Annotated in this window: 24 protein-coding genes and 1 tRNA gene; 9 read left to right on the forward strand and 16 right to left on the reverse strand. The window is 42.5% G+C overall.

All coding sequences use genetic code 11. The annotated features are described in order from the left end of the window. Window positions 1-589 precede the first annotated feature (589 nt). The 5 genes from LEP1GSC192_RS13795 (at window position 590) to LEP1GSC192_RS13815 (ending at window position 6,941) form a co-directional block, all read left to right on the forward strand. Window positions 590-2,473 carry a PAS domain S-box protein gene (locus tag LEP1GSC192_RS13795; protein ID WP_020770769.1) on the forward strand — a complete coding sequence of 628 codons (1,884 nt, stop codon included), beginning with the start codon at window positions 590-592 and terminating at the stop codon, window positions 2,471-2,473. Between the two features lie 89 nt (window positions 2,474-2,562). Beyond that, the gene (locus LEP1GSC192_RS13800; RefSeq protein WP_020770804.1) at window positions 2,563-4,440 is read left to right on the forward strand and encodes an alpha/beta hydrolase; all 1,878 of its coding nucleotides are present in this window, start codon (window positions 2,563-2,565) and stop codon (window positions 4,438-4,440) included. A 60-nt stretch (window positions 4,441-4,500) separates the two neighbouring features. Then, window positions 4,501-5,076, forward strand: a complete 576-nt coding sequence (locus LEP1GSC192_RS13805; protein ID WP_008592198.1) for a bifunctional nuclease domain-containing protein — start codon at window positions 4,501-4,503, stop codon at window positions 5,074-5,076. Between the two features lie 97 nt (window positions 5,077-5,173). Continuing rightward, window positions 5,174-5,527 (forward strand): hypothetical protein, encoded by a 354-nt coding sequence (locus tag LEP1GSC192_RS13810; protein WP_020770647.1) that lies wholly within the window; start codon window positions 5,174-5,176, stop codon window positions 5,525-5,527. Window positions 5,528-5,624: 97 nt separating this feature from the next. Continuing rightward, window positions 5,625-6,941 carry an MFS transporter gene (locus LEP1GSC192_RS13815; RefSeq protein ID WP_036090291.1) on the forward strand — a complete coding sequence of 439 codons (1,317 nt, stop codon included), beginning with the start codon at window positions 5,625-5,627 and terminating at the stop codon, window positions 6,939-6,941. 42 nt (window positions 6,942-6,983) lie between these two features. On the opposite strand, the gene LEP1GSC192_RS13820 is transcribed toward LEP1GSC192_RS13815, so the two are convergent. The 7 genes from LEP1GSC192_RS13820 to LEP1GSC192_RS19965 form a co-directional block, all read right to left on the reverse strand. Beyond that, on the reverse strand, window positions 6,984-7,592 hold the full coding sequence (locus LEP1GSC192_RS13820; RefSeq protein ID WP_020770809.1) for a hypothetical protein: 609 nt from the start codon (window positions 7,590-7,592) through the stop codon (window positions 6,984-6,986). A 280-nt stretch (window positions 7,593-7,872) separates the two neighbouring features. Continuing rightward, window positions 7,873-9,093: a hypothetical protein gene (locus tag LEP1GSC192_RS13825; RefSeq protein ID WP_020770862.1), complete on the reverse strand. Its 1,221-nt coding sequence runs from the start codon at window positions 9,091-9,093 to the stop codon at window positions 7,873-7,875. Window positions 9,094-9,127: 34 nt separating this feature from the next. Continuing rightward, entirely contained in the window at window positions 9,128-10,258 is a 1,131-nt protein-coding gene (locus LEP1GSC192_RS13830; protein WP_020770806.1) for an acyl-CoA dehydrogenase family protein, read from the reverse strand. A 14-nt stretch (window positions 10,259-10,272) separates the two neighbouring features. Continuing rightward, complete coding sequence (locus LEP1GSC192_RS13835) at window positions 10,273-12,423, reverse strand: cAMP/cGMP-dependent 3',5'-cyclic-AMP/GMP phosphodiesterase (RefSeq protein WP_020770598.1); 2,151 nt, start codon at window positions 12,421-12,423, stop codon at window positions 10,273-10,275. 33 nt (window positions 12,424-12,456) lie between these two features. Then, window positions 12,457-12,771 (reverse strand): thioredoxin, encoded by a 315-nt coding sequence (trxA, locus tag LEP1GSC192_RS13840; RefSeq protein WP_008592903.1) that lies wholly within the window; start codon window positions 12,769-12,771, stop codon window positions 12,457-12,459. Window positions 12,772-12,824: 53 nt separating this feature from the next. Then, a complete protein-coding gene (locus tag LEP1GSC192_RS13845) occupies window positions 12,825-13,634 on the reverse strand; it encodes a hypothetical protein (RefSeq protein ID WP_020770869.1) in 810 nt (269 codons plus the stop codon). Between the two features lie 3 nt (window positions 13,635-13,637). Continuing rightward, window positions 13,638-13,805 carry a hypothetical protein gene (locus LEP1GSC192_RS19965; RefSeq protein WP_020770762.1) on the reverse strand — a complete coding sequence of 56 codons (168 nt, stop codon included), beginning with the start codon at window positions 13,803-13,805 and terminating at the stop codon, window positions 13,638-13,640. A 118-nt stretch (window positions 13,806-13,923) separates the two neighbouring features. Here LEP1GSC192_RS19965 and LEP1GSC192_RS13850 point away from each other — a divergent pair, with 118 nt between their 5' ends. The 3 genes from LEP1GSC192_RS13850 to rktP all read left to right on the forward strand — a co-directional run bounded on the left by LEP1GSC192_RS13850 (window position 13,924) and on the right by rktP (window position 16,204). Further along, window positions 13,924-14,169 (forward strand): twin-arginine translocase TatA/TatE family subunit, encoded by a 246-nt coding sequence (locus LEP1GSC192_RS13850; protein ID WP_020770667.1) that lies wholly within the window; start codon window positions 13,924-13,926, stop codon window positions 14,167-14,169. A gap of 129 nt (window positions 14,170-14,298) precedes the next feature. Beyond that, window positions 14,299-15,102, forward strand: a complete 804-nt coding sequence (gene tatC / locus LEP1GSC192_RS13855; RefSeq protein WP_036090295.1) for a twin-arginine translocase subunit TatC — start codon at window positions 14,299-14,301, stop codon at window positions 15,100-15,102. Between the two features lies 1 nt (window position 15,103). Beyond that, window positions 15,104-16,204 carry an Arg-Lys translocation region protein phosphatase RktP gene (rktP, locus tag LEP1GSC192_RS13860; RefSeq protein ID WP_020770846.1) on the forward strand — a complete coding sequence of 367 codons (1,101 nt, stop codon included), beginning with the start codon at window positions 15,104-15,106 and terminating at the stop codon, window positions 16,202-16,204. A gap of 198 nt (window positions 16,205-16,402) precedes the next feature. On the opposite strand, the gene clpX is transcribed toward rktP, so the two are convergent. The 8 genes from clpX to LEP1GSC192_RS13900 all read right to left on the reverse strand — a co-directional run bounded on the left by clpX (window position 16,403) and on the right by LEP1GSC192_RS13900 (window position 22,132). Continuing rightward, entirely contained in the window at window positions 16,403-17,674 is a 1,272-nt protein-coding gene (gene clpX, locus LEP1GSC192_RS13865) for an ATP-dependent Clp protease ATP-binding subunit ClpX (protein WP_020770752.1), read from the reverse strand. Between the two features lie 12 nt (window positions 17,675-17,686). Further along, window positions 17,687-18,280 carry an ATP-dependent Clp endopeptidase proteolytic subunit ClpP gene (clpP, locus tag LEP1GSC192_RS13870; RefSeq protein ID WP_020770662.1) on the reverse strand — a complete coding sequence of 198 codons (594 nt, stop codon included), beginning with the start codon at window positions 18,278-18,280 and terminating at the stop codon, window positions 17,687-17,689. Continuing rightward, entirely contained in the window at window positions 18,271-19,659 is a 1,389-nt protein-coding gene (gene tig, locus LEP1GSC192_RS13875; RefSeq protein WP_020770827.1) for a trigger factor, read from the reverse strand. Before tig ends, clpP begins: the two co-directional genes overlap by 10 nt. A gap of 34 nt (window positions 19,660-19,693) precedes the next feature. Continuing rightward, window positions 19,694-19,765, reverse strand: a tRNA-Gly gene (locus LEP1GSC192_RS13880). A gap of 141 nt (window positions 19,766-19,906) precedes the next feature. Then, entirely contained in the window at window positions 19,907-20,518 is a 612-nt protein-coding gene (locus tag LEP1GSC192_RS13885; RefSeq protein ID WP_036090297.1) for a molybdenum cofactor guanylyltransferase, read from the reverse strand. Next, window positions 20,505-20,942, reverse strand: a complete 438-nt coding sequence (locus LEP1GSC192_RS13890) for a molybdenum cofactor biosynthesis protein MoaE (RefSeq protein ID WP_020770616.1) — start codon at window positions 20,940-20,942, stop codon at window positions 20,505-20,507. Before LEP1GSC192_RS13890 ends, LEP1GSC192_RS13885 begins: the two co-directional genes overlap by 14 nt. 1 nt (window position 20,943) lies before the next feature. After that, window positions 20,944-21,186, reverse strand: a complete 243-nt coding sequence (locus tag LEP1GSC192_RS13895) for a MoaD/ThiS family protein (protein ID WP_020770875.1) — start codon at window positions 21,184-21,186, stop codon at window positions 20,944-20,946. Between the two features lies 1 nt (window position 21,187). Beyond that, window positions 21,188-22,132, reverse strand: coding sequence for a GTP 3',8-cyclase MoaA (locus LEP1GSC192_RS13900; protein ID WP_020770699.1), 945 nt, complete (start codon window positions 22,130-22,132; stop codon window positions 21,188-21,190). Between the two features lie 79 nt (window positions 22,133-22,211). On the opposite strand from LEP1GSC192_RS13900, the gene LEP1GSC192_RS13905 reads away from it, so the two are divergent. After that, window positions 22,212-23,270: a HesA/MoeB/ThiF family protein gene (locus tag LEP1GSC192_RS13905; protein ID WP_020770832.1), complete on the forward strand. Its 1,059-nt coding sequence runs from the start codon at window positions 22,212-22,214 to the stop codon at window positions 23,268-23,270. Here the strand turns inward: LEP1GSC192_RS13905 and LEP1GSC192_RS13910 are convergent. Further along, a complete protein-coding gene (locus LEP1GSC192_RS13910; protein ID WP_020770711.1) occupies window positions 23,253-23,855 on the reverse strand; it encodes a DJ-1/PfpI family protein in 603 nt (200 codons plus the stop codon). The genes LEP1GSC192_RS13905 and LEP1GSC192_RS13910 overlap by 18 nt on opposite strands. Window positions 23,856-23,875: the final 20 nt, after the last annotated feature.

A 23,875-nucleotide genomic window follows, 5' to 3' on the forward strand; every position in this document is an offset into this window, starting at 1 on the left:
AAAGACGCCGTGGAGCTTAGTCGAGCAGGATGCGAGACTGCGTAACGGCAAGTCCTTCTGGGCCCAAGAAATAATTCCTTACATTCTAAGATAAAGTTCTAGAAGGACTTGAAGCTTTTGAGCGAAAGCGTTTATAGCGACCCATAGGGAGCGTAAATAAACGCGTGCCGAGTCCATGGATGGACGAAGGCGCAAGAAAGACGCCGTGGAGCTTAGTCGAGCAGGATGCGAGACTGCGTAACGGCAAGTCCTTCTAGGCCCAAGAAATAATTCCTTACATTCTAAAATAAAGTTCTAGAAGGACTTGAAACTTTTGAGCGAAAGCGTTCACGCCCATTCGGAAATTTCGCGTGCAGGATCTTCGATGAGCTAATCGCCAACAAGACATAAACTGTTTAATGAGACAGAATAAGGTAAAGAAATCATAATATTATGTCTTTCGAATTGGTTTTTAGGCAAACTAGAGCGATTGGAAGAGAGTCTAAATTTTTCGGTTTTGCTTGCCCTCGTAACTGAGACCGGGCAAATTGTGTCATAATATACATATTAGGCAAAACTTTGACACAGTTTGCGTTAGGAGACACTCGGGATGATCCAGACAGTAGAAAAAATTTTTAGAGAATACTTTCCCATCCCGGAAGAAAGAAAAAAAACCATTCTTCTTGTCGAGGATGAGGCAATCATTGCGCTCTCCGAAACCCAAAGATTGAAAAAGAACGGATTCAGGGTAATCTCCGCCGGCACGGCTGAGGAAGCCGTTCAAATAGCGACTAACGATTATACGATCGACTTAGTTCTTATGGATATCGATCTCGGAAACGAGGAAGATGGTACGGATGCCGCGGTCCGTATCTTAAAAACAAGGGATATCCCGATCGTATTTCTCTCCAGTCATACCGAACCGGAGATCGTTGAAAAAACGGAGAAAATCACTTCCTACGGTTACGTAGTTAAAAATTCCGGGGAAACGGTTCTCATTGCCTCCATCAAGATGGCATTCAAACTTTACGAATCTCATCTTCGGTTAAAAAGAAGTGAGGAATCCTTAAAAGAAAACCAAGAACTTTTAAAAGCAACCTTAAGGTCCATCGGAGACGGTGTCATCTCCACGGACGAATTGGGAAATATTACCGATATGAACTACGTTGCGGAAACTCTTACCGGCTGGTCCAGAGCGGAAGCGATCGGCGAGCCTATTGAAAGAGTTTTTAAGATCGTTAACGCTAAGACAAAAAGGAGAATGAGAAATTCCTTGGATGTTCTTACTCCGAAAGAAAAAAATATGGGTCTGGAAAACCAAGTATTACTTATTTCTAAATCTGGTTCCGAGCACCGGGTCGCAGAAAGTTCCGCTCCGATCCGTTCCGAAAAAGGTTATACGATAGGGTCCGTTTTAGTCTTTCGGGATATTTCCAAAGAATATACTTTGTTAGAGAACATTAAAGAAAGTGAATCTAGATTTAAAACCGTCGCAAATGCCGCACCTGTAATGATCTGGGTTTCCGGTCTCGATAAAAAATGCAACTGGTTCAACCAAACCTGGCTGAACTTTACCGGAAGGAGTATGGAGCAGGAGTTAGGGGACGGTTGGGCAGAAGGAGTTCATCCAAACGATTTGGAAGAATGTATCCAGATCTATTCCAGTCACTTCGACGAGAGAGAACCTTTTAGTATGACTTACCGTTTAAAAAATAAAAACGGGGACTGGAGATGGGTCCAAGATAACGGGATCCCGATCACAAACGAATCCGGAATTTTTACGGGTTTTATCGGTTCTTGCGTGGATATCACTGAAGCGAAGGCCGCCATCGAGACTTTAGCGAAGGATCTTCATGAAAGGGATTATCTCTATAAAGAACTTCAACATAGGGTCAAAAACAGCATGAGTATGATCAGCTCTATCGTGGAAATAGAAGCAGCAAGATCATCCGATCCTAAGCGGAAAAATACCTTGGAAAATTTGGTAAACCGGATCCATTCCGTCGGAAATTTATATGAGATGTTGTATACTTCCGACAATTCTCATTCCGTTCGTCTGGATCGTTATATCCAAAAGATCACAGAAAATCTATTGAATGCTTTCCAAGAAAAAACAAGCGGGATCTCTCTTCAACTAGACCTGGACGATCTGGAAATTGATGTAAAAAGTGCGATCCCTCTCGGACTTATCTTGAATGAACTCGTCACGAATATTTTTAAATACGCATTCCCTAAAAAACAGGAGGGAAAAATTTCCATCCGTCTTTTTAAAGAAAATTCTTGGGTGAACCTTATCGTCTCGGACAATGGCGCCCCGTTCCCGGAAGGATTCCGAACCGATTATTCTCCGGGACTCGGACTACAACTTGTGAATATGTTAGTCGATCAGTTGAAAGGAAACATTCACTGGAAATTGAATGGGGAGAAGGAAGTTTCGATCCGCTTCTGTAACAAACAAGAACATTCGGATCAATTTTCGTTCACAAAATCTTAGAAATTTCTTCCAAATTTTTCTAAATTTCGGGCCAAAATTAGCCAGAATTCCAGATTGCCAGCCTATAGGGCGAAATGGAAACTTAATCTATGGACCAGACCCTAGCCCGAAAGGTCAACCCTAAGCCCCGGAGGAAAGGGGGCGCTTATGCAGTAGGAGCGGAAGATATTTATATCTTTCCGCTTTCCGAAAGTACGAACTTATTTCTCCAGAAAGTTTGGAATGCATTCGTAAACAAGATGGTCTCCATGACCCTTCCAAACGGAAAACCGGTATTCCAATATTCCGTTTTCGAAGCAATCCAAGATAAAAACCTAAAGATCGTAGCATCCGCCACTCATTTTAGAATGAAGCAGGTAACGGATAGGATCGGCCTTCAGAGTATCGAGGATTTCATCCGTAACACGATCCCGATCTCTATACAAGATCCTGGAAATCTTTCCGCCAAATATTTGAGAGAAGCGATCCTTTCCGTGGAAAAAAAAGCGAGGCCGGAAGTTTATTTCCATAGCTTGGACGATGAAAGGGTCCATCCCAACTTAAAGCAGCTTCTTACCAAAACGATGAATTATGCCGCAGGGATTCCTTTATTCGTAAAAGGTTCTCCTATAGGTATGTTATGGGGCATCCGTAGGGACAATATGAGTCCCGAACAAGAGGAAGAAGTACGACAACAATTGTATAGCTTGTACGACGTAGTGGACTTTGTGATCTCCAAGGAAATGGGCCTAAAAGGAGATCCTTACTACGCGCGTAAGAATATCGAAAAGTCGGATCTTCATTCTAGAGCAAAACATCTATTTTATACCAGAGGTTTCGGTCAAGACGAGCCAGTTACCACCATCGTATTCGATTCTCATACCTACCAAAGATCCTATCGATTGGACGCAAGTTTTCTCATTCCTTCCGGCGATGGATATTCGGTTAGCTTAAAACGTTTTGAACCTAAGGAAAGGAATGATACCGGTAAGAACCTTCTTCTGATCCCCGGCTTTTTTTGCAGAAGGTCCGTAATGGACAAAGTAGCTAGAGAGTTATCCCTCCGCCATGGGTATAGGGTTTTTTCTATGGACATGAGGGGAAGATCCAGAAGGACCTTACCACTTTTCGGAATACGAGAAGGCTGGACCGTGGACGATTTTATCCAAGAAGATTTTCCGGCGGTTCTCAACTGGATCAAAGAGAATTTTCCGAACGAACAGCTGGTAGTTGTCGGCCACAGTATGGGGGGAATGATCCCCCGCTTTTATTGCTCAGCCTATGATGAGATCGTAAAAAGAAAAACGAATCCTCTTGTTCCACTCACTCGTCCGGATGAATTGATCTCCGGGATCGTTTCCATCACCTCTCCGAATTTTGTGAGACTGCAGGCACAAATTCCGGGTCTAGACATTCTAAAGATGGGACTAAAATTGGTTCCTTCTAAAACGATCTCCGATTTTCTTTTTGACCTGACTTCTTTTTCTTTGCAGACTACCCTTCCCACAGTCGATCTGAATAAATTTTTCAAATTTCTTCTGGGACTACATTCTTCTTTGAGAGCTGTATCTTTCGATCTACATGCGAAAGTTGTAAATCTTAGAGACTTCGTGGGTTATAAACAGATCTCTCCTCCAGAATGGTATTTTCTGATCGAAGATATTTTTTGTGAAGAGTCTACAAAAGTAGTTCTTCAATTTTTAAGATCTCAATTGAGTCAGGATAGATCCTTTCTTTCCTATGACGGAACTTTGGATTATACCGCGCTCCAAAAAAATCTGCAGATCCCACTTTTTTCCGTCTTAGGTTCCGTGGACAAAGTGGTTCCAAGCGAGACGATCGAGAACGATCTTGCTGCGCTTCCTCATAAAAAAAATAAGATTCTTTCGTACGAACAGGGTCACTTAGGTATCGTTTTCCACATGCCGGTCGTAAAGGAAATGTGCTCCGAAATCGACTCCTGGATCAAAGGATTGGACTCGACTTGATCCCCAGGTTTAGAACGCTTGACATTTCGGGAAACGAAAGATAGGTTCAAATACTAGGAAATGGATCTTTTGGAAGCGACCATATATAATATCTCTCTCACGAATGTGGGCTTTGCCGTATTTTTGAAGGCAAAGGATGATTCGGATCAGAGGGTCGTTCCGATTTTTATCGGTCCTCTGGAAACACATTCCATCACCTCGGTTTTAGAAGGTACCAAACCGCCAAGACCGATGACCCACGATCTGATGACCATTCTACTCACCACTCTGGGAGTGCAGATCGTAAAGATCGCGATCGAAGAGATCATAGACAATACTTTCTACGCAAAAATCACCTTACGGAAAGACGAGGAGTTGATCGTGCTCGACGCAAGGCCCAGTGATTCCATTGCATTGGCACTTCGCGCAAATGCTCCTATATATCTGGCAAAAAAAGTGATAGAGGAAGCGGGAATCGTGATGAAGGACGACGAGATCCCGGGAGAAACAATCGGAAAAGAAAAAATTTCCCAGTTGCCCAAGTCTCAGTTAGAGATCCTACAGGATTCCCTGGATAATGCTCTAAAAGCGGAAGATTATGAGACGGCGGCAAAGATCCGGGACCAGATCCGAAAACTTCTGGAAAATCCCTCCTAAATTCTTTTCAATTCCGTAAAAAATCGGATTTTTCCCCCGAACATACTGGACCTACTTCCTTTCCTTCTGTATCCTTGGTTCCCTCGGAGTAACAATCATGGAAAAATCTCTAATGGACATCCTAAACGCCGGAATCGCATTATTTCAATCCGGAGAAGATAAACTAAAACAAAGCCTTTCCGATCTGGACCATGCCTACCAGGATATGAAAAGTAAGGGAGCCCAGAATCAATCGGAACAAGCGAATCGACTTAGGGACCTGATCCAAAAGACGGTTATGGACGCTCAGGACAAGTTATCGAATGCTAACGAAAGTTCTAAGGCGGTGATCAATCAGCTTAAAGAGAATTTCGAAAAAATTTCGACACAAATTGACGAGGCACTTCCGGAAGAATTTAAAGCCAAGGCCAAGTCCGCGATAGAAGAGCTGAAAAAGCTTACTAAAAAATAAAATTCGGAAAACTTGATAAAAGTCCTAGCTTAGAAAAATTCGGGACAAACAAACCGGGTCCCGGATACTAGGCCTGATCTTATTCAGGCCGCTCATGATGAGGAAACAATCCTTCATATTAATACTTACAGTCTTCATTGACATGATGGGATTTTCCCTCATCTTCCCTATTTTTCCGGAAACATTAAATCATTTCTTAGCCCAGGCTGGAGATCCCGTTTTGGATCTTTTGGCCGGTTGGACATCGCGCATTTTGGATGGAAGAACAAGCGACTGGAAACTTTTCGTGGCTCTATTCGGCGGGATCGTCGCCAGCTTATACTCTATCCTGCAATTTTTATTCTCTCCTATCTGGGGAAAACTTTCCGACGCTACCGGCAGACGACCGGTTCTAGTTTTTACATGCACCGGTAGTTTTTTAGGATACTTGGTCTGGTTATTTTCCGGAAGTTTTTCCTTATTCGTTCTCTCTAGAGTAATTACGGGTCTTATGGGAGGAAATGTGTCTGTCGCGACTGCAGCGATGGCGGACTCCACATCGGAACAAGATCGTACCAAAGGAATGGGAATGATAGGCGCCGGGATCGGTCTTGGATTTATCGCAGGCCCTTCTATCGGTGGAATTTTGGCTCATACGGATCCTTCAACCATTCTTCCTTTTTTACCTTTGGATAAGATGACGATCTTTCCTTCCGTTGCATTGATGGCGACTGCGGCTTCCTTCGTTAATTTACTCCTAATTCTTTTCAGATTCAGAGAAACTCTTCCTCATCATTTACGTAAAAAATCGGAAGGGAGGTTACATCCTGCTTTAGGAGTTTTTGACCTAGGTTCCAAAGAGATCATGTATTTAGGATTTTTAAATTTGTATTTTCTTCTCTTCTTCTCCGGGTTCGAATTCTCTTTGAACTTTTACTTGGATCAGTTCTTAGGATATAAACCTGTAAGTATCGGTTACACTTTCGTTTATATAGGACTCATCATAGTGTTCGTACAAGGAGGGATTATCCGTAGGATCAGCGGAAAGGTCCCGGAAAAAAAAGTGGGGCTTCTCGCTTCCGTATTTTTGATATTAGGATTTTCTTTTTTATATTTTTCCAGCACATCTGTCATCGCTTCCGACCGATCTACATTCTTACTATTCGTATCTTTGACATTCTTGGCATTGGGAAGCGCTTTCTTAAATCCTACCGTATCTTCTATGGTGTCCTTATTTTCCTCTCCGAGTGAGCAGGGAAAAAATCTGGGGATATTAAGAAGTTTAGGATCTTTCGGACGAGGGATCTCGCCTATTTTGTTCAGCGTGGTGTATTCCCAAAAAGGACCACAGACTTCTTTCTTAGTATCAGGGATCTTGAGTTTTCTTTTTTTAGGCTTGTTTCTATTTGTAAAACAGCCGCCTTCTAAAAATTAAAAAAGAATAAGTTATACGACGATTGCCGATGTATTCGCGGCTTTAAAGAACTGCGTTTAAAGCTTCTTTTAATCTATGGAAATGAAGTTTTTCGTCCAGCTTGGATCCATTCTCCAATCTAAGTAAGAATGTATCTCGAACTTGACCGGAATCCGTTACCGCTTTAAAGGAAAGAATATCGACTCCGAATAAGAACAGGATCTGAGAGATTTCGAATAGGATTCCCGGTCTATCTTCCATCCGAAGATCCATTACCGTTGAATCGCTTATCTCCGAATTGAATAGGAAAATTTCCGGAGTATTCTCCACTTTGGCCCTTAAACTTTCCATCTTTTCAGGATGATTCGCCAAATAGTTCATAACGGACATTCCGCCGTAAAACAACTCATGCAGATCCGCATGGATCGCATTTAGATGTTCGTCCGTCATAGGAGAAAAATCTATTCGTTTTACGATGAATATATCCTGGATATAACCGTCCATAGAAGTTTCTGCAATCGCTTCTTCTATATTCCACCCGTGGACGTATAGAACTGCCGTTACCCTATAAATGATCCCTATTTCGTTTTTGGAAATATTGACCTTTAGGGCATAGGCATCGCCCCTAGGAATGCAAGAGAGATGTAGAGGTTTTCCTGGAGTAGTGATCATCGGATACCTTTGATGCTAAATGCTGAATTCCTGAACATTCTATCCTATGGATTCCAGACTTTTGCATTCTATTAAAATTAGTGCAAAAGGCGTGCCTTTTTTGTATTTCTCCGAATAAAATAAGAGAATTTTAATGCCGAGTTCCCTGGGCTTTGAAAAATTTTAACGGCACCACTGCGTTCTTGAAACCACGATTCGGCAATTTTACTAGCCCGACTCCTAAAAGCGGCCTTTCCGGAGACTTATACTCGCTAGCGCTCATGAAGCCGTCACTCGATGGCTATAAAGCGAATTTTACACCTAGGTTCGCCGAGTATATCTTATCGTCCGTGGCCATTGCTTCTGCCAATACCTTGAACATGAATATATTCAATTCAAAACCACCGACGAAATAGTTCATTTGGGTCCTTACATCAGCGGATCCGCTAGTTCTTAAGGATAATGTACCGCTTGCGTTCCCATTCATCTGTTGGATAATTTCCGGAGGAAGACCGGAAGCGTTCGGGTCTAGGGCCAAATACAGAGGACCGCTTACCCCTAAGTTCAATTTTGTATAACCGGTATTATTCGAGATGCCGGCTCCCGCAAACAAGGTTAAGAAATAGAATAGCCTAACACCGGTTCTAATATCCACCGGAACGGATTGGACCTTCGATTGATAAGCGAAGTTGACATCCGCATCCCATCTACCGGTGGCAGGACCGAACTCAACTTTGACCGCATCGGATCCGCTTGGATGATAATTCATATTGATCTCTTCCCATTTTCTGTGGAAGCCGATCCCTAAACTAACTCCCGTAAATCCGAAGAAGTCCAGTTTGGTATATCTTTCTCTCGCGATCTGAAATCTAACAGTCATTCCGAAACTGTTCACATTTCCGGACATGGATAGATCCTTGGAAGTCGAGTCACTTAAGGATTTAATATCACCGTTGGAAATATTTCCTTGGAAACCGTGTGCATAAATATTGATCCTATGAAGGAAGGATCTGCTCGAATTTTTATTCTTTTCATCAGGATCAGCCTGATCCGCAGGTCCCTGACCGAGTAACCATCCCAAGTTCACACCCGCCATCGCTCCCGGGTTGATCGAAGCTCCTACATTCGGGAATTTAGGAATCGAAATATCGCTGTATTGGATATTAATATCGTCCTTTTGGACTCCGGCAACTCCAAGGCCCGCTCCCACTTGAAAACGGTTAATAGTTCCAGGTCCCATCATGGAAGAGTTGATATTGGCCAGAACGGATGCGTCCGCCATGGATTTAGTGAGTTCGTTCAGATATTCCTTGCGGATCGTTTCTTCCAAACCGTTGAACTGAGCCGCGGTGGAAGCAGGAATTAGATCACAAACATTGTTTCCGGAAGCGGGAGGAATACATGTTACCTGAGCTTCTGCGGAGGAAACCGGGATAAAATATACGGAAGAAGATAAGATTAGGAAAGCGGCATATCGAATACACCGCCCAATTTTACTCTCTATAGGAGCCATTCGATCCATTGTACCCTTGGACGACGGCTATTTCGAGATTATTTCAGAGTCCTAAACTTCCACCAATAATTTCTTTCATGATTTCGGTGGTTCCCGCGTAGATCGTCTGGATCCTTGCATCCAAATACGCTCTTGCGATCGGGTATTCCATCATATAACCGTATCCACCGAAGAATTGGAGGCAAAGGTCAGTATGACGTTTTTGCATTTCGGTGGAATAATATTTAGCCATAGAAGCCTCTACGGTTAATTTTTTTCCTGCAATATGCTCCGAAACCACTTTGTCGACGAAAGTACGGCACATTTCCAGTTCCGTAGCCATTTCCGCCATTTGAAATTTGATGTGTTGGAAACTTCCGATTTTTTTCCCGAATGCCATCCTCTCTTTAATATATTTTAGAGTCATCCTTTGTACGAGTGCTGTGGCTTCTACCGCTGCGATCGCCAATACAAGACGCTCTTGCGCGAGTTTCATCATCAAATACCGGAAACCTTGTCCGTCTTTTCCGATTACATTCTCTTTGGGAACTACTACATCGTTGAAGTATAATTCCGAGGTATCCTGAGCTTTTAGTCCGATCTTCTCGAGATTACGGCCTCTTTCGAAACCTTTCATCCCCTCTTCTATCATAACAAGCGAAATCGTGCCGTTTTCATGTTTCACGGCGGTAATTACTAAATTTGCAAGCTGCCCATTGGAAATAAATGTTTTTTGACCGTTGACTATATAATGGTCTCCCTTGTCCACGGCGCTCGTTCTGATATTTTTAAGATCAGAACCCGCTCCAGGCTCCGTCATAGCGACCGCTAAAATGCTGTCTCCGCTGCAACAACCGGGCAACCATCTCTTTTTTTGTTCTTCGTTTGCATACGCAGTGATATAAGGTGCGATCACATCGTTATGCAAAGATACGAAAAATCCGCTGTTTCCGGATCTGGAAGATTCTTCTATTACAACAACGTTATATAAGAAATCCGCACCGGATCCGCCAAATTCTTCCGGAACGTCAGGGCAAAGGAGTCCACTTGCTCCCGCTTTTTTCCAAAGTTCTTTTGGAACCATTCCGACTTTTTCCCATTCATGATGATGAGGAACGACTTCAGTTTCGAAAAACTTGCGTGCCATATCACGAAAAGCTTCATGCTCTTCGGTAAATTGTAGGACTCTTTCCATGTATATCTCCCGTGTCAGTAGACGGTATTCATTCTCATGTAAACGCCGGGATTCCGTTTAATGTACTGGATGAGTTCATTCTGAGAAATAGAGAACAACTCCATTTCGGATTCCGCTTGGAACGTGTAATTGGACACCAGCTTTTTGGATATCGCGTAGATCTCTCCCACGAAATCCCCATCAGTCAACTCGGCTAATTTTTTGCCGTGTTGATAAACGCTTACTTTTCCATGACGAATGATATATGCTTCGTGGTAAAACGCTTTTTCCGCGATAAGCACTGAACCTTTGTTCACCTTGGAAAGTCTCATGATCATCTCTAATTGAGTGACTTGATGGCTTGTAAGTCCTTTAAAATGACGAGAATCTAACAGTGTTTTCCAAGAGTTACTGTCGCGAATGCTGTTCAGTCGTATTAAGTTTTGTCTTAAATCCGTATTTCTGATAAATTGTAGGAACTTATTCTTCTCGATCGTAAGAGCTACTACATCCGTTTCTGCAAAAACGTCAGCGGCTCTAGGCAGATCCAATACTAAGGAAGCTTCTCCGAAATATTCATACTGACCATATCGTTTAATGGGCGCTATATCGGAATCTCCTAAAAGGCCTTCGAACTTTACGTTCCCGGAAGCGATGATATAAAATTTATCGCCTGGAGTTCCCTTCTTGATAATCTGATCTCCACGTTTGTATTTTTCTTCGCGGACAATGAGTAGGAATTCCTTCGCTTTTTCTATCGGGAAACCGCTGAAAATATCGATTTGGCTTAGGATATCGAGAAGATTATAAGCCTCCATGTGTTTCGGCGGAGTGATCTCAGGATAAACTGTGTTCTCAATTCCGAAACGGGCCAATTTGAGTTTTGTTCCCGGAGGCATATCCGTTCTCGCTATATGATAAACGGTGATCTTTTCCTGGATCTCTGGAGGCAAACTCGCTAAATAACTCACTCTTGTATGAAGAGGAGGAATTCCCGCCTCATGATAAATAATCCTTCTGTCCCATGGAAATTCCTTTAAGAATTTCCAGCGCGATTCGGGAAGAACTCCCTTTTCATACATCTTATCGTGCACGTCCGGTTCGTTCAAATGATCGGAGGTATACACAAAGGATTGGTCTTGGAAGAAGAACTCGAATCCTACGGAAGGAATGGAATGTAATGCATAATGAAAATTGAATTCTCCACCGTTGATCATAAGAGGTCTTCCGATGATGATCGGTTGGAAATGAAAAAGTTCGAGCAATTCCCTGCGAGGTATTTTAGTTAGGGCGGAATATTTTCGGATAAAACTTTCCATCACAGTCGCAGTTGCATGGATTGTGATCTTGGTCTCTTCCAAAATTTTTTGGAATGTTCCCGCGTCATGGTCGGCATGGCAGTGAGTGAGAATAACGTGATTGATAAGTTTAGGATTCACATTGGACATGCGAAGCCACTCGGTAGAATTTACCGGAGGGTCCACCATAATTCCTTGGTGGTTCAACCAGATAATAAACCCGGAGGTGTTGTCCTCGGGGTCGAATCCATGGGAAGGTCCGAGGCAAGTGATCCCAAGTAAAGGTGCTTGGAAAGGTTCCTTTAACCGATGACCGATCTCGTATTTAATATTGAATCCGACTTCTCCAGGGATCTCGGTCTCTTTAGTTCCATCGGTAATCCTAAAATCGCCGGAAGGAAGTTTACGTACCAATACTTTTCCCAGGTTGACCATATTATCTCTATCGAATACTTGGAATTCGACTACATCATCTAATCCTTTGTATCCTCTGAAATAGGCCATCTCCGCTTTCATATCAGGAAAGCCGAAAGATTCCGCACCGTCTAAATATTCGGATTCTAAATTGATCTCTTCCGGACCCATTAAGGATTCTTTAAGTACTGTGATGAGCTGATCTTTTTGCTCGGCGGTACAGATAATCGTGGTCTTTTTTTGTCTTAAGAAGAAGTTAAAGTAGATCGGGAATTCAAGTTCTGCGGTACTGATCCCTTTTTCTACGTGGAAAAATTTATTAGGAAGTATGAATACCAGGGGAGTCTTTTTTTCGGCCATCGTGTCTTTGATGGTTTCGGGAGGAGAGCCGATCTGAAAGAAGCCCTCGCTTGTTTCGACTAAATACCCTCCTCTAGGAAGTTCTATGTATCCCCTGGTTTGTTCTTTTAGCATGAAAAATTCCGCCGCAGTCGAGATCGAATTTTTTTATTTATGTCTTTCGATAAAACTTTTGATTTGCGCCTTAGGAAGTGCTCCTATGATCTTATCCACTAATTGTCCGTCTTTGAAAAGTAGAAGGGTCGGCAAAGATTGAATATTTAATTTTTGTGCCGTGTCCTGATTGTCGTCTACGTTTAATTTTTTAATTTTTAAGATATCGTTCATCTCGGACGAAAGTTCTTCCAAAACCGGGGAAACCATTCTACAGGGACCGCACCATTCGGCCCAGCAATCTACTAGAACCATGCCCCCGTTGATCTCGGAACTGAAAGTTGAATCGTTTATTTCGGTCAATGCCATGAGTTAGATTTTCTCCTATCTTTTTCCCACTCTTTATAACAAATTGGACGGGTCTATTTCTTCTTTTTCTTCTTTTCCTTCTCGGCTTCTATCGCCTCAACCTTTTCTTTTAAGGATTCTATCAAGGTTTTTGTCTTTCTCAGGTCTTCCGTTTCGCCCGTGGTTTGGAGGATTTTACGGTTTACCTCCAAAAGGGATATGGATTTTTTCAGGTCTCCGGCGTCCTGGGTGGACAAATCGAATTTGGCTCGATATTCCTGGGCGGCAAAGTTACAAAGTTCGAGGATTAAATTATAATGTTCCTGTCTGGGATAATAAAAGGGATTCTCTAAGTCTCTTTCCTTCTCAAAAGCCCGAAAGTCAAAAAGATTCTTACTAAGAATCGCGATTTTGAAATGGATCTCCGGAAAACTCCATTTCCATTTGGAGTTGGAACCGAATGCTTCGATTGTATTTGTAGTGCTGGTCCTGAGTCCTTTTACGTAATTCAATCTTTGGAGCGGATTAAATTCAGGGATTTTGGCGAGAAGGTCCTTATTTTCTCCTAAACCTGACTCGAAGTCGGTCCCAACCACTTTTTCCATAAAAGAGATCGCGCTATAAATTTCTTTTCGCCCTTGGTTGAGGTAGGTATCCGATTTTAGATCCAAAATGGCAACGGAGATCTCATTGATCAGTAGACAGGTGTTAATATTTTTAATTGAATTTAAGGAAAGAGCCACATTAAAGTAGGGTTCCATTTTGGGATCTTTTCTGGATTGGGCTTTCAGAAGGTTCGCTTCCTTCTTCAAATCCTCCAAAAATGCTCGAAAATCCGCCAGTTTCTCCTGGAATTCCTGCTTCTGTTCCTTGGTAAGAGCCATTAATTACACCTGCACATTTATCAAACTTCCGACAGAAAGGGCGTACATATAATCGGAATTCGGAGTATTCTCCGCTTTTTTCCGATCTACTTCTTTTTCTTCCTCTCCACCAGGTTCTCGAACCGGAAGAGGAACGGAGAGGGAATCTAAGGGATTCGATTCAATTCTCATAAACTCCTCCGTTTTTGCCTTTCTATCAGAACCGAAGTCCCAATAGAATTATCGGCTTGTTCCTACTAACTATTTGACATATATTACAGAGGCAAAATCCTAACTAAGGAGATAGTATATGTACGCACCACTCGCATTTTTAAATTTAGGCCCTTGGGAAATCTTTTTCATACTAGGTTTAGCTCTCCTACTTTTCGGGGGCAAGCGACTTCCCTCTTTAGCTAAGGATTTAGGGGACGGAATCCGCCAATTTCGTAAGTCTCTTTCCGGAGATTCCGAATCTGAATCCGCTAAAATCCAGGAACCGGAAACCAAACCGACTCCGACTCCTTCTTCCTCTAAGAAATCCAAAAAATCCGCTTAATCATACGATTCTCGCACTGGAGGACACAGAGCTCACCGAGGTAGTTTTAGGAGAACGTACTCCGTATTTAAACCTCTGTGCTCTCCGTGAACTCTGTGCGAAGCCTTATGTTAATTCCAACCTTTCGATATGCCTTCTAAAAAAAAGCACCTTTCAACTAATGAAATGAAACAACCTTCCCTCTCTGCCTCGGAGGAAAGTTTTCCTCATGACAGAGAAAAATTTATGACCTTGGGGGAACATTTAGAGGAATTACGTTCCGTTCTAATTCGTTCCATTCTGGTTTTTACCGTTTTTTTCGTGGTAGCTTTGTATTTCGGAGAAGAGTTACATAAGATAGTCATCAAACCGTACAAGAACATTCTGGGGGAATCCGCCACTTTCTACCAAATCAAACTCATGGCTCCTTTTATGGTTTATTTGCGAACGGGATTTATGGTTTCTATCTTGATCACTTTCCCTTTTGTTCTAGCTTTTTTATGGGGATTTGTTTCTCCCGCATTAGAACCGAGAACGGCAAGACTCGGAAAAGCTCTTATCGCATTTTCCACAGTTCTTTTTTGGTTGGGAATTTGGCTCTGTTGGGCCCAAGCATTCGAAAGTTTTCTGAAAATTTTTTTAGTGACTGTCCGACCTCTAGATATAGAGACAAAACTTCCCATAGACGAATACTACGATGTATTCTTCAATATGCATTTGATCTTCGGATTGTCTTTTCAACTTCCGGTCATCATGGTGTTACTAGCGGCTGTTGGAATATTAAAACTTTCTTTTTTACTCAGACATTGGAGAGAAGCATTTATCGGGATCGCATTTGCGGCAGCGGTATTATCCCCGGGACCGGATGTAATATCAATGTTGATGTTATTCGTTCCTTTACTGTTCCTTTTTGGGATCTCACTCGCACTAATCGCAATCATAGAGAGGAAATGAGTTGTTTCCGAATCTTCAATCCAAACATAAATTAGCGTTCGCTTCATTTACCGCTTCTTTCGTATTATTTTTATCTTATCTACTTTTGGATGATTTCCTATTCGGAGAAGAAATTAGAAAAGAATTAAGAGCATTTGTTTGGGTCAGACTGCTGGTCGGGCTTTTATTTTCCATTCTGCTCGGAATACTTACCTATTATCTTCTGAATTTAAGTTTTAAATCCCTTAAATCCATTTCCCAACTCTTGCAGAACTGGACCCAAGACGTATATGAGGATTCAGGAGAAACCGAAAGAGAGGACGAATTAGGGGAACTTGCGAGGCATTTTCGGATCGCTCTCTACCAAAAAAAGACAAAAGAAGAAGCTGTCTCCCAGGAATCCTTAAACAAAAAGGAAAGAGAACTTTCCGATAACATCCAGAAATTTTTCCATAAGATCAGACTTCATAAGATCAAAAATCTGGATATCACCGTTTTTCCTCGCTCTAGCGATAGCGGAGACGCGGACTACGCAAATATTATTCCGACTGCTGACGGCTGTTTCGGAGTATTAGCCGGTTTTCCAAACCACGGAACACTCGAATCTTCCCTCAAGGCAAGGATAGAAGGTATGATCTCCCTTGCTCAGGAAACGACCGGCCTACGAGGAGAAGATTTACTCCATAAAATGGATCGGGCACTTAGATCCACTCCTATCTCTTATCTAAACCTTACGCTCTTTTATTTAGAGACCAGGAATGGCGAAGCGGGTATTCTACAATTCCAAAAACTTCCAGCACTCGTACATAAATCCGGTAAAACGACTCCATTACCTATTTCTAAACAAGTATTTTATGATTTCAGAAGTACGACAAGAGATGTCAAAAAGATCCAAGTAAAACCGGGGGAATATTTGGTTTTCCTGAGCGATAGGTTGACCGAATTGACTAGCTCCGCAGGTGTAGCGCCACTTCTTGTACAACTCCAAAATTGGAGTTCCAACAGAGAGTATAAGAATTCCAGAGAACTTACCCTTGACTTCGGAAGATTTTTAGAAATGGAAACCAGTAAAAAGGGACTTTCTAAAGCGGCAATTTTGGCTGTGGGTAGAGTCAGGGATTAAAGATGCAGAGGAAAAAGAAGACACAGTGTTTTTGCGCACAGAAACACAAAGTCACGTAGATTTGGAATGTAGGAATTCCCGCACGCAGATGTTATCTGGAACTATTAGCTAAGTTATTTGCTTTTTAGGACCCAAACTCTGAGGCTCCGTGCCTCCATGTGAAAACTCTCTGAGTCTCACAACAGACTCTGTGTCTCTTTAAGCGATTTTCGGTTCTTTTTTCAGAATGAGTTTCGGAGGTTTGGTTCCGTTTACTGCATCTTCTGTGATAATCACTTCTTCTACGTCTTTGCGGGAAGGGATCTCGTACATCAGATCTAGCATCAGATTTTCCACGATAGCGCGTAGACCTCTGGCACCTGACTCTCTTTCGATAGCAAGCTGAGCGATCTTATCGATAGCTCCCTCTTCGAAGGAAAGTTTTACATTTTCCATCTCAAGGATCTTAGTATATTGGCGTAATATTGCATTTTTAGGCTCTCTGAAAATACGTTTGAGCATTTCCACGCTCAAATCCTGCAGAGTCGCGATTACCGGCATACGACCTATAAATTCAGGGATGAGTCCGAACTTCATTAAGTCGTCAGGGATCACTCGAGCCAGGATTTCCCCTTTACTCTCGTCTCTTAGGATCTTACCGTCTTTCTCATCGCTACCGAATCCGATTGTTTTTACACCGGTCCTGGTCTTGATGATATTATCCAGGTCAACGAATGCTCCACCCAGAATGAAGAGGATATTTTTCGTATCCACTTGCAGATATTCTTGGTGAGGATGTTTTCTTCCGCCTTGCGGAGGAACGTTTGCTACGGTTCCTTCTATAATTTTTAGAAGCGCTTGTTGTACACCTTCTCCACTCACGTCTCTTGTGATGGACGCGCTGTCCGATTTGCGGGCGATCTTATCCACCTCGTCTATGTAGATGATACCGATCTCGGCTTTTTTGATATCATTGTCCGCATTTTGGATTAACTTGAGAATGATGTTTTCCACATCCTCTCCTACGTATCCTGCCTCGGTGAGAGCCGTTGCATCCACGATCGCAAATGGTACCTTAATGATCTTAGCGAGAGTTTGAGCGAGGAGAGTTTTTCCGGAACCGGTAGGTCCGATCAAAAGAATATTCGATTTTTCTAATTCGATATCCGCTTTTTTATCTTTGAGATAAATTCGTTTGTAATGGTTGTAAACGGCGACGGACAAAGCTTTTTTTGCATGGTCTTGTCCGATTACGTACTGGTCTAGGATCGCTTTGATCGCGGCAGGGTTCGGGACTTCTCCCAATAGTTCCGTGCGTTCTTTTTCCTGTTCAGGTTCTTCTGCAATGATCTCATTGCAGAGAGAGATACACTCGTCGCAAATATAAACACCGGGACCGGCAACCAGTCGTTTTACGGAGTCTTGTTCCTTTCCGCAGAACGAACAAAATAATTTTTGTTTATTATTGGTTCCGGTCGGTTTTTTTGCCACGGGATCCCCCTATCAGTTCTTTTGACGCTCTATAGAAATTACGGAATCGATGATCCCGTATTTTTGGGCTTCTTCCGGAGTCATGTAAAGGTCTCTTTCGGTATCCTTTTGCACTTCATCCACGGACTTGCCTGTATGTTTAGCGTACAAACCGTTCAACACCTGCTTTAATTTCAGGACTTCCTTTGCTTGGATCGCGATATCGGAAGCCTGACCGGTAGCTCCTCCAGTTGGCTGGTGCATCATTATCCTGGAATGAGGAAGAGCGGATCTTTTGCCCTTTGCCCCGCCTGCCAGAAGAAGCGCCGCCATAGAAGAAGCCTGACCGATACAAAGTGTACGAACGTCGGCCTTAATATACTGCATAGTATCGTAAATGGCAAGCCCGGAAGATACGTATCCACCCGGAGAATTGAGATATAAGTAGATGTCCCTGTCCGGATTTTCCGCGTCTAGGAACAGTAGTTGGGCGATGATTACGTTCGCGTAATCGTCCGAAATTGCGTCACCAAGAAAGATAATTCTGTCTTTTAAGAGGCGGGAAAATACGTCATACCGCATTTCTCCGCGACCGGTTTGCTCTATAACTGTGGGAATTATTGCCATACTTCTCCAGTTTCCTTATTTGAAAGGAATTCCTTTAGCTGACGGATACTCATCTTCTCGTTGTATTTCTTTTCTACAAGCTGGAAGAGGGTATCGTCTATCTTTTTTGCTAAAAAATTGTCCCGGTAAGTTTCCAGAAGTTTACCTTTTTCCAATTCTTTTTTAAAATCGGCGTCAGGCATACCATATCTTGAGGCAAGGGTTGAGATTTCCCGATCAAAATCCTCGTCCGTCAAAACGATATTTTCCGCAGAAGCGAGTTTCTGTCTGGAGAAATACCCTTTTAGTCTGTTCTCCGCAATGGTTTTGAAGGAATCCCTTACTTCTTCTACGGGTTTTCCTACCATTTCCGCGTATTTTTCGATACTCGGGATCTGTTCTTTTGGAATTCTGGCCTGACCTCTTCCTAAAACATCCTGCATCATATTTTGGTAAACATGCTCGGATTCTTCGGTAAGATATGACTCAGGGAATACGAACTTGGAATCCGCAACCAATTCCTTGTAGATGTCTTCCATCTTCTTGGATTTGACCGCTTCCGTATAATTTTTTTGTAGATCTGCTTTGATCTTATCTTTCAAAGCTTGTAAAGAAGAAGACCCATCGTATTCGCTAGCAAGATCGTCATCCAATTCAGGAAGTACTTCTTTGTAGATCGCCTTTAAGGTCATGGCGAATTCCATCTTCTTTCCGGCCAAATCTTCTCTCGGATAATCGTTCGGATAAGTATAGAAGAAGTTCTTCGTTTCTCCGGTCTTAATCCCATACAGGTTATCGTCAAACCCGGGAAGATTATTCGGTTCTCCTAATTTATAATCGCTGGAACCGTTTTTAGCGTTTTTCGGTTCCTGCCCTTCTTCCTTCACTTCGAATTCCATGTCTACGATATCGCCGCTCTCGGCTCCTTCGCCCGGTTCTCTCAGGAGTTTTCTGGCAAGTTGTTTACGGACCAACTGAAGTTCCTCGTTGATATCCTCGTCGGTCACTTGCACTTCAGGAAGTTTGATCTTGATCTTTTTGTATTTCCCTAAGGAAACTTCCGGATCGGTATCGTAAACGGCAGTTGCCACTAAACTTTTTTCGGGAACATAGTCCTCGACCGTAAATTTAGGGAAACGGACCATCTTGTGTTCCAGTTTCCCGGAAAGTTCACTGACAGTTTCTAATAATAGAAGATTGATTGCGTCGTTTGCTACCGAGTCTCCGAGATGGCGTTTTACCATTTCGATCGGCGCTTTGCCGGGACGGAAGCCCGGGATCTTGAGATCCTTTTGTTTTTCTTTATACGTCTTTTCGAACGCTTTTTCGAGATCGTTCTTATCAAAGGTTAACTTAAGGTCTACGGATGCGTTTTGATTTTTCTTTGTCTTGAATTCCATGGTCTCAGAAGACAGAAGGTGGAGGACTTCTGTAAGCGGGAAACGGGATTCGAACCCGCGACCCCCTCCTTGGCAAGGAGGTGCTCTACCACTGAGCTATTCCCGCATTGGTTGGTAGAACCATGATTTCTCTCTCAGGGCCTATGTAAATCGGTTTTTGACCGGAAACGTATAGTCCGTCCTAAAACCTAGGTTATCGATCAACACCTAGTCGCGGGCTTCAAGAGCTTGGATTTTGGGAAAGCTCTCACGATTTTGGAGCCTTGAGATCCTCAGGAGAATTCAGATTGATAAAGGAAGATTTTTCCGCCTCCGGAATATCCAAAAGACTAGGATTTCCTCTTTGGATTAAAATTTGAGGAGAAAAAGAATATAAGGCTCCTTTTTCGAATTCTTGGAATAAAACCCGCAGATACTCGGAAGAGTAAAGACCGCATAACGGTTCAATTCCTTCTTCGGTTTGATAAAAAACTCCTGCGCCTAAGCTCCCTTTTTTTGTACAAAGTCTCGCTAAGGTTTTGATCCTCATATAAGGAAGATCCACTGCCAAAACCAAAAAGTGCCGGATATTAGGATCGTTCCTGAAAGGAAGAAAAGAACTGAAAATCCCTTGGAGAGGACCTTCTAGATCCGGGATGGAGTCTGACACCAAAAAATTGTTTTCTATATGTTTGGAATATTCTTCCCTTTGATCCTCCCGAATGGAAACCCGAACGGACTTACATAAGAACTTTAATTTTTTATAAGATTCTAAAAGAAAAAATTTCTGGCTTTTTAAGGATAAGAAGGATTTATCCCTTCCCATCCTTGAACTTTTCCCGCCCGCAAGTACAATCCCTATAGAATCAATGGCTCTCATGTACGCAGCCCTTCGACCACTCGGAAGAACCGTCTAAATAAAATTCCCTCTTCCAGATCGGAACCTCGTGTTTTACCCGATCAATAATATAACGATTGGATTCGTAAGCCTCCGCTCTATGTATGGAACCGGTTTCTACGATCACAGCAATCTCGGAAATTTCCAGTTTTCCAACCCGATGAATGCAGTTCGCATGAAGAAGATCCCATTTTTTGCGAGCGTCTTCCAAAATACCACGGATCATCTCGTCCGCCATAGGTGTATACGCTTCGTATTCTAGATGAGTGACCTTCTTACCTTCGTTTAGATTTCGAACGATCCCTGAAAATAGGACAAAACCGCCCATTTCAGGGATATCCGGCGCTTGAGAAGAAATAAAAATAGGAGAAGAAGAAATATGGGAATACGTTTCTAAAACGGACATATCAACCACCGCTGGAAGGAGGAAGCACCGCGACTATCGAACCTTCCCTCAGAATAAAATCGTCGCCTACGATAGACTGGTTCACTGCAAACCTACTGACTTTTAAGATGGATTCGGAACCCGGGTTTGTATGAGTAAGAATTTTACGAAGATGATAAATAGAATCTCCTTCGGAGACCTCGATTTTTTTTAGATCGGGAAAATGATCTTTGACTGCGGCAAAAAATAAAAGCTGAATATCCATCTTATCCGCCTATATATTTCATAGAAAGTTCGCTTCCGGTAAACTCGTTTTTTTTGGTTTTCATCGCAAGATGTAAAGAATGTTCTAACTCAGACTCGTTTTCCGAAACCGGGAAAGATCGAAAGTCGCTTAAACATCCGTAAATTTTCCCCAAATGATCCATCCTAAGGCGATTACATCCGTCACAAAACGGTTCCGTATGATTTGCGATAATCCCGAATCTGAAATTTTCGGCAGTGCGATAATATTTTGCCGTAGAATCGATCGGAGTGACTTCCGGTCCAAAATCGAATTCTTGAGAAAGCTCCTCCTTTATCTTTGCCGCGGAGAAAAACAACTCGGAATGTTTTGCCCGTAGAGGTCCCATCTTCATGAGTTCCAAATACCGGATCGGAAGATTTCTTTCTCCCGCCCAACGAAGAAGAGGACGGATCTGGTCTTCATTATAACCTTTTAATACGGTACAGTTCAGTTTTACTTCCAGTCCTTCCTGGATCGCTTCTTCGATCCTGTTTATTAAACGAATTACTGGAAGATTTTTGCCTGAGATCAAAGAGAATGATTCCTGAGAGAGGGAATCTATGGAGAAGTTCATTCTATCCAAACCCGCAAGTTTTAGATCCTGGATAAGGCCGTCTCTAAAAAATCCATTGGAAGTAAGTGCAATATTCGGGATCTTCTCCTCTTTTGCGATTTGTACAAGTTTGGGAAGATCTTTATGTAGAGTCGGCTCTCCTCCTGTCAAATGGATCTCTTTGAGTAAAATTTTACGGGAAAGAAGAAGTATGTTTTTGCGAAGAAGTTCCGCGCTTAAGAAAGAACCGCTTGCGCCTTCTCCATTCAAAGCGGTGCCAGGAGCACAATACACACAGCCGAAACCGCAAGAGGATGTAACACTCACTCTAAGCACTTCGAATTTTCGACCATAAGCGTCCACGATGTCCAAGCTTAACTTACCCGGACACTTATGAAAGCCAATTAAAAAGTCTTGTCGGACATGCGAAAATATACGATCCTTTCCTGAGATGAGTCCGGAACAGAAGAAGTATTTTTCCAGACAAACAAAACTGCCTTTTTTAGGCGAGTCCGGTCAGAAGCAGCTACTCCAAAAATCGGCGCTGGTGATCGGTCTCGGAGGTTTAGGTTCCCCTGCTTCCTTACATTTAGCGACGGCAGGAGTGGGAAGACTTGGCCTTTGGGATTTCGATTCGGTAGAGTTGAGTAATCTTCATAGGCAGACCGCTTTTACACTTTCCGATATCGGTAGAAAAAAAACGGAAGTCACAGAAGAATATATCCAAGCAAGAGTTCCAGGCGTTCAATTAGAAACATTCACTGAAATATTTTCGGAAAAGATCGATCCGAGTATATTCAAAAATTGGGATATTATTTTAGACTGTACGGACCAGATCCAAGCGAAATATACGATCAATCGGTTCTGTATCCAAACGCATAAACCATTAGTCACGGCCTCCGTTTTTAGGACTAGCGCCCAGATCGCGATTTTCTCGCCTCAAGGAAGGCCTTGTTATAAATGTTTGTATCCGAATTTAGAAGGATCCGATCTACTTTCCTGCGAAGACGGCGGAGTTTTAGGAGTACAAACCGCGATTGCAGGCCTATACCAGGCATCTTTTGCTATACAATACTTACTCTTTCCGGAAAAATCCCCTACACATTCTGCATTTCAATTGGAATGGGAATCTCCCTTACTTTACGAAACCTTTTTAGAAGCGGATCCGAATTGTACCGAATGCGGTTCCGGCAAAAGGGAAGAAACATTAAAAGTTGAAATCGATCTAAATGATTGGAAAGAATGGAAGAAAGATCCAAGATACATCCTACTAGACGTGAGAGAATTCGAAGAAAGAAAAGAAATGCCCATCGGAAATTCGGTATTTTCTCCTCTGTCTGAACTTTCTTTGGACGTAGCATTAAGTTTTTCTAAAGAAAAAACCTATATTACGATTTGTGAATCAGGCATTCGTTCCAAAAAGGCTGCCAAGATCCTAAAAGATGCAGGACTCACCGCTTATTCTCTGCAAGGTGGAAGAAAAATTTTAGCCTTAGAGGAGATCATTTAGATAAGGATCGAATTCCATTCTTCTCGCGGTAAACTCTGCGATCTTTTTCCCTACTAATTTTTCGACCAGATGTAAGGACATCAAGATCCCCCTGGAAACTCCTCCGGAAGTCAGAATATGCCCATGATCTATAAATTTTTCGTGCACTACCTTTTTGATCTTAGGATATTTTTTGCGTAAGGTGTCTTGGTCCATCCAATGAGTGGTGACTTCCATTCCATCCAGAATACCTGCCTCCGCTAATAAAAATGCACCAGTGCAGATAGAAGCTAGGATCTTTACCTTAGGTTCCATTTCTTTGATCCAACTAAGTAACTTTTTATTATGGATCTCTATTTCTTCCGCTCCGTATCCTCCCGGGATGACTAAAATATCGGGAATACCTGCCTCTTCTAATGTGAGATGAGGAAAAACCGGAAAACGGTTCCTGGCATGTAGGAGTTCCTTCTTCTCGGCAACTACGGAAACTTTGAATAATTTTTCCTTATTCTCGTTCTCAGTGATGGAAAATACTTCGTACGGACCGGAAAGATCCAAAACTTCCACCTCGTTAAATGCCAAAATATGAACTATAATCTGCTCCATAATTCCTCTCTGTCATATTC

Source organism: Leptospira sp. B5-022 (genome assembly GCF_000347035.1).
In the GTDB taxonomy this organism is placed as follows: Bacteria; Spirochaetota; Leptospiria; order Leptospirales; family Leptospiraceae; genus Leptospira_B; species Leptospira_B cinconiae.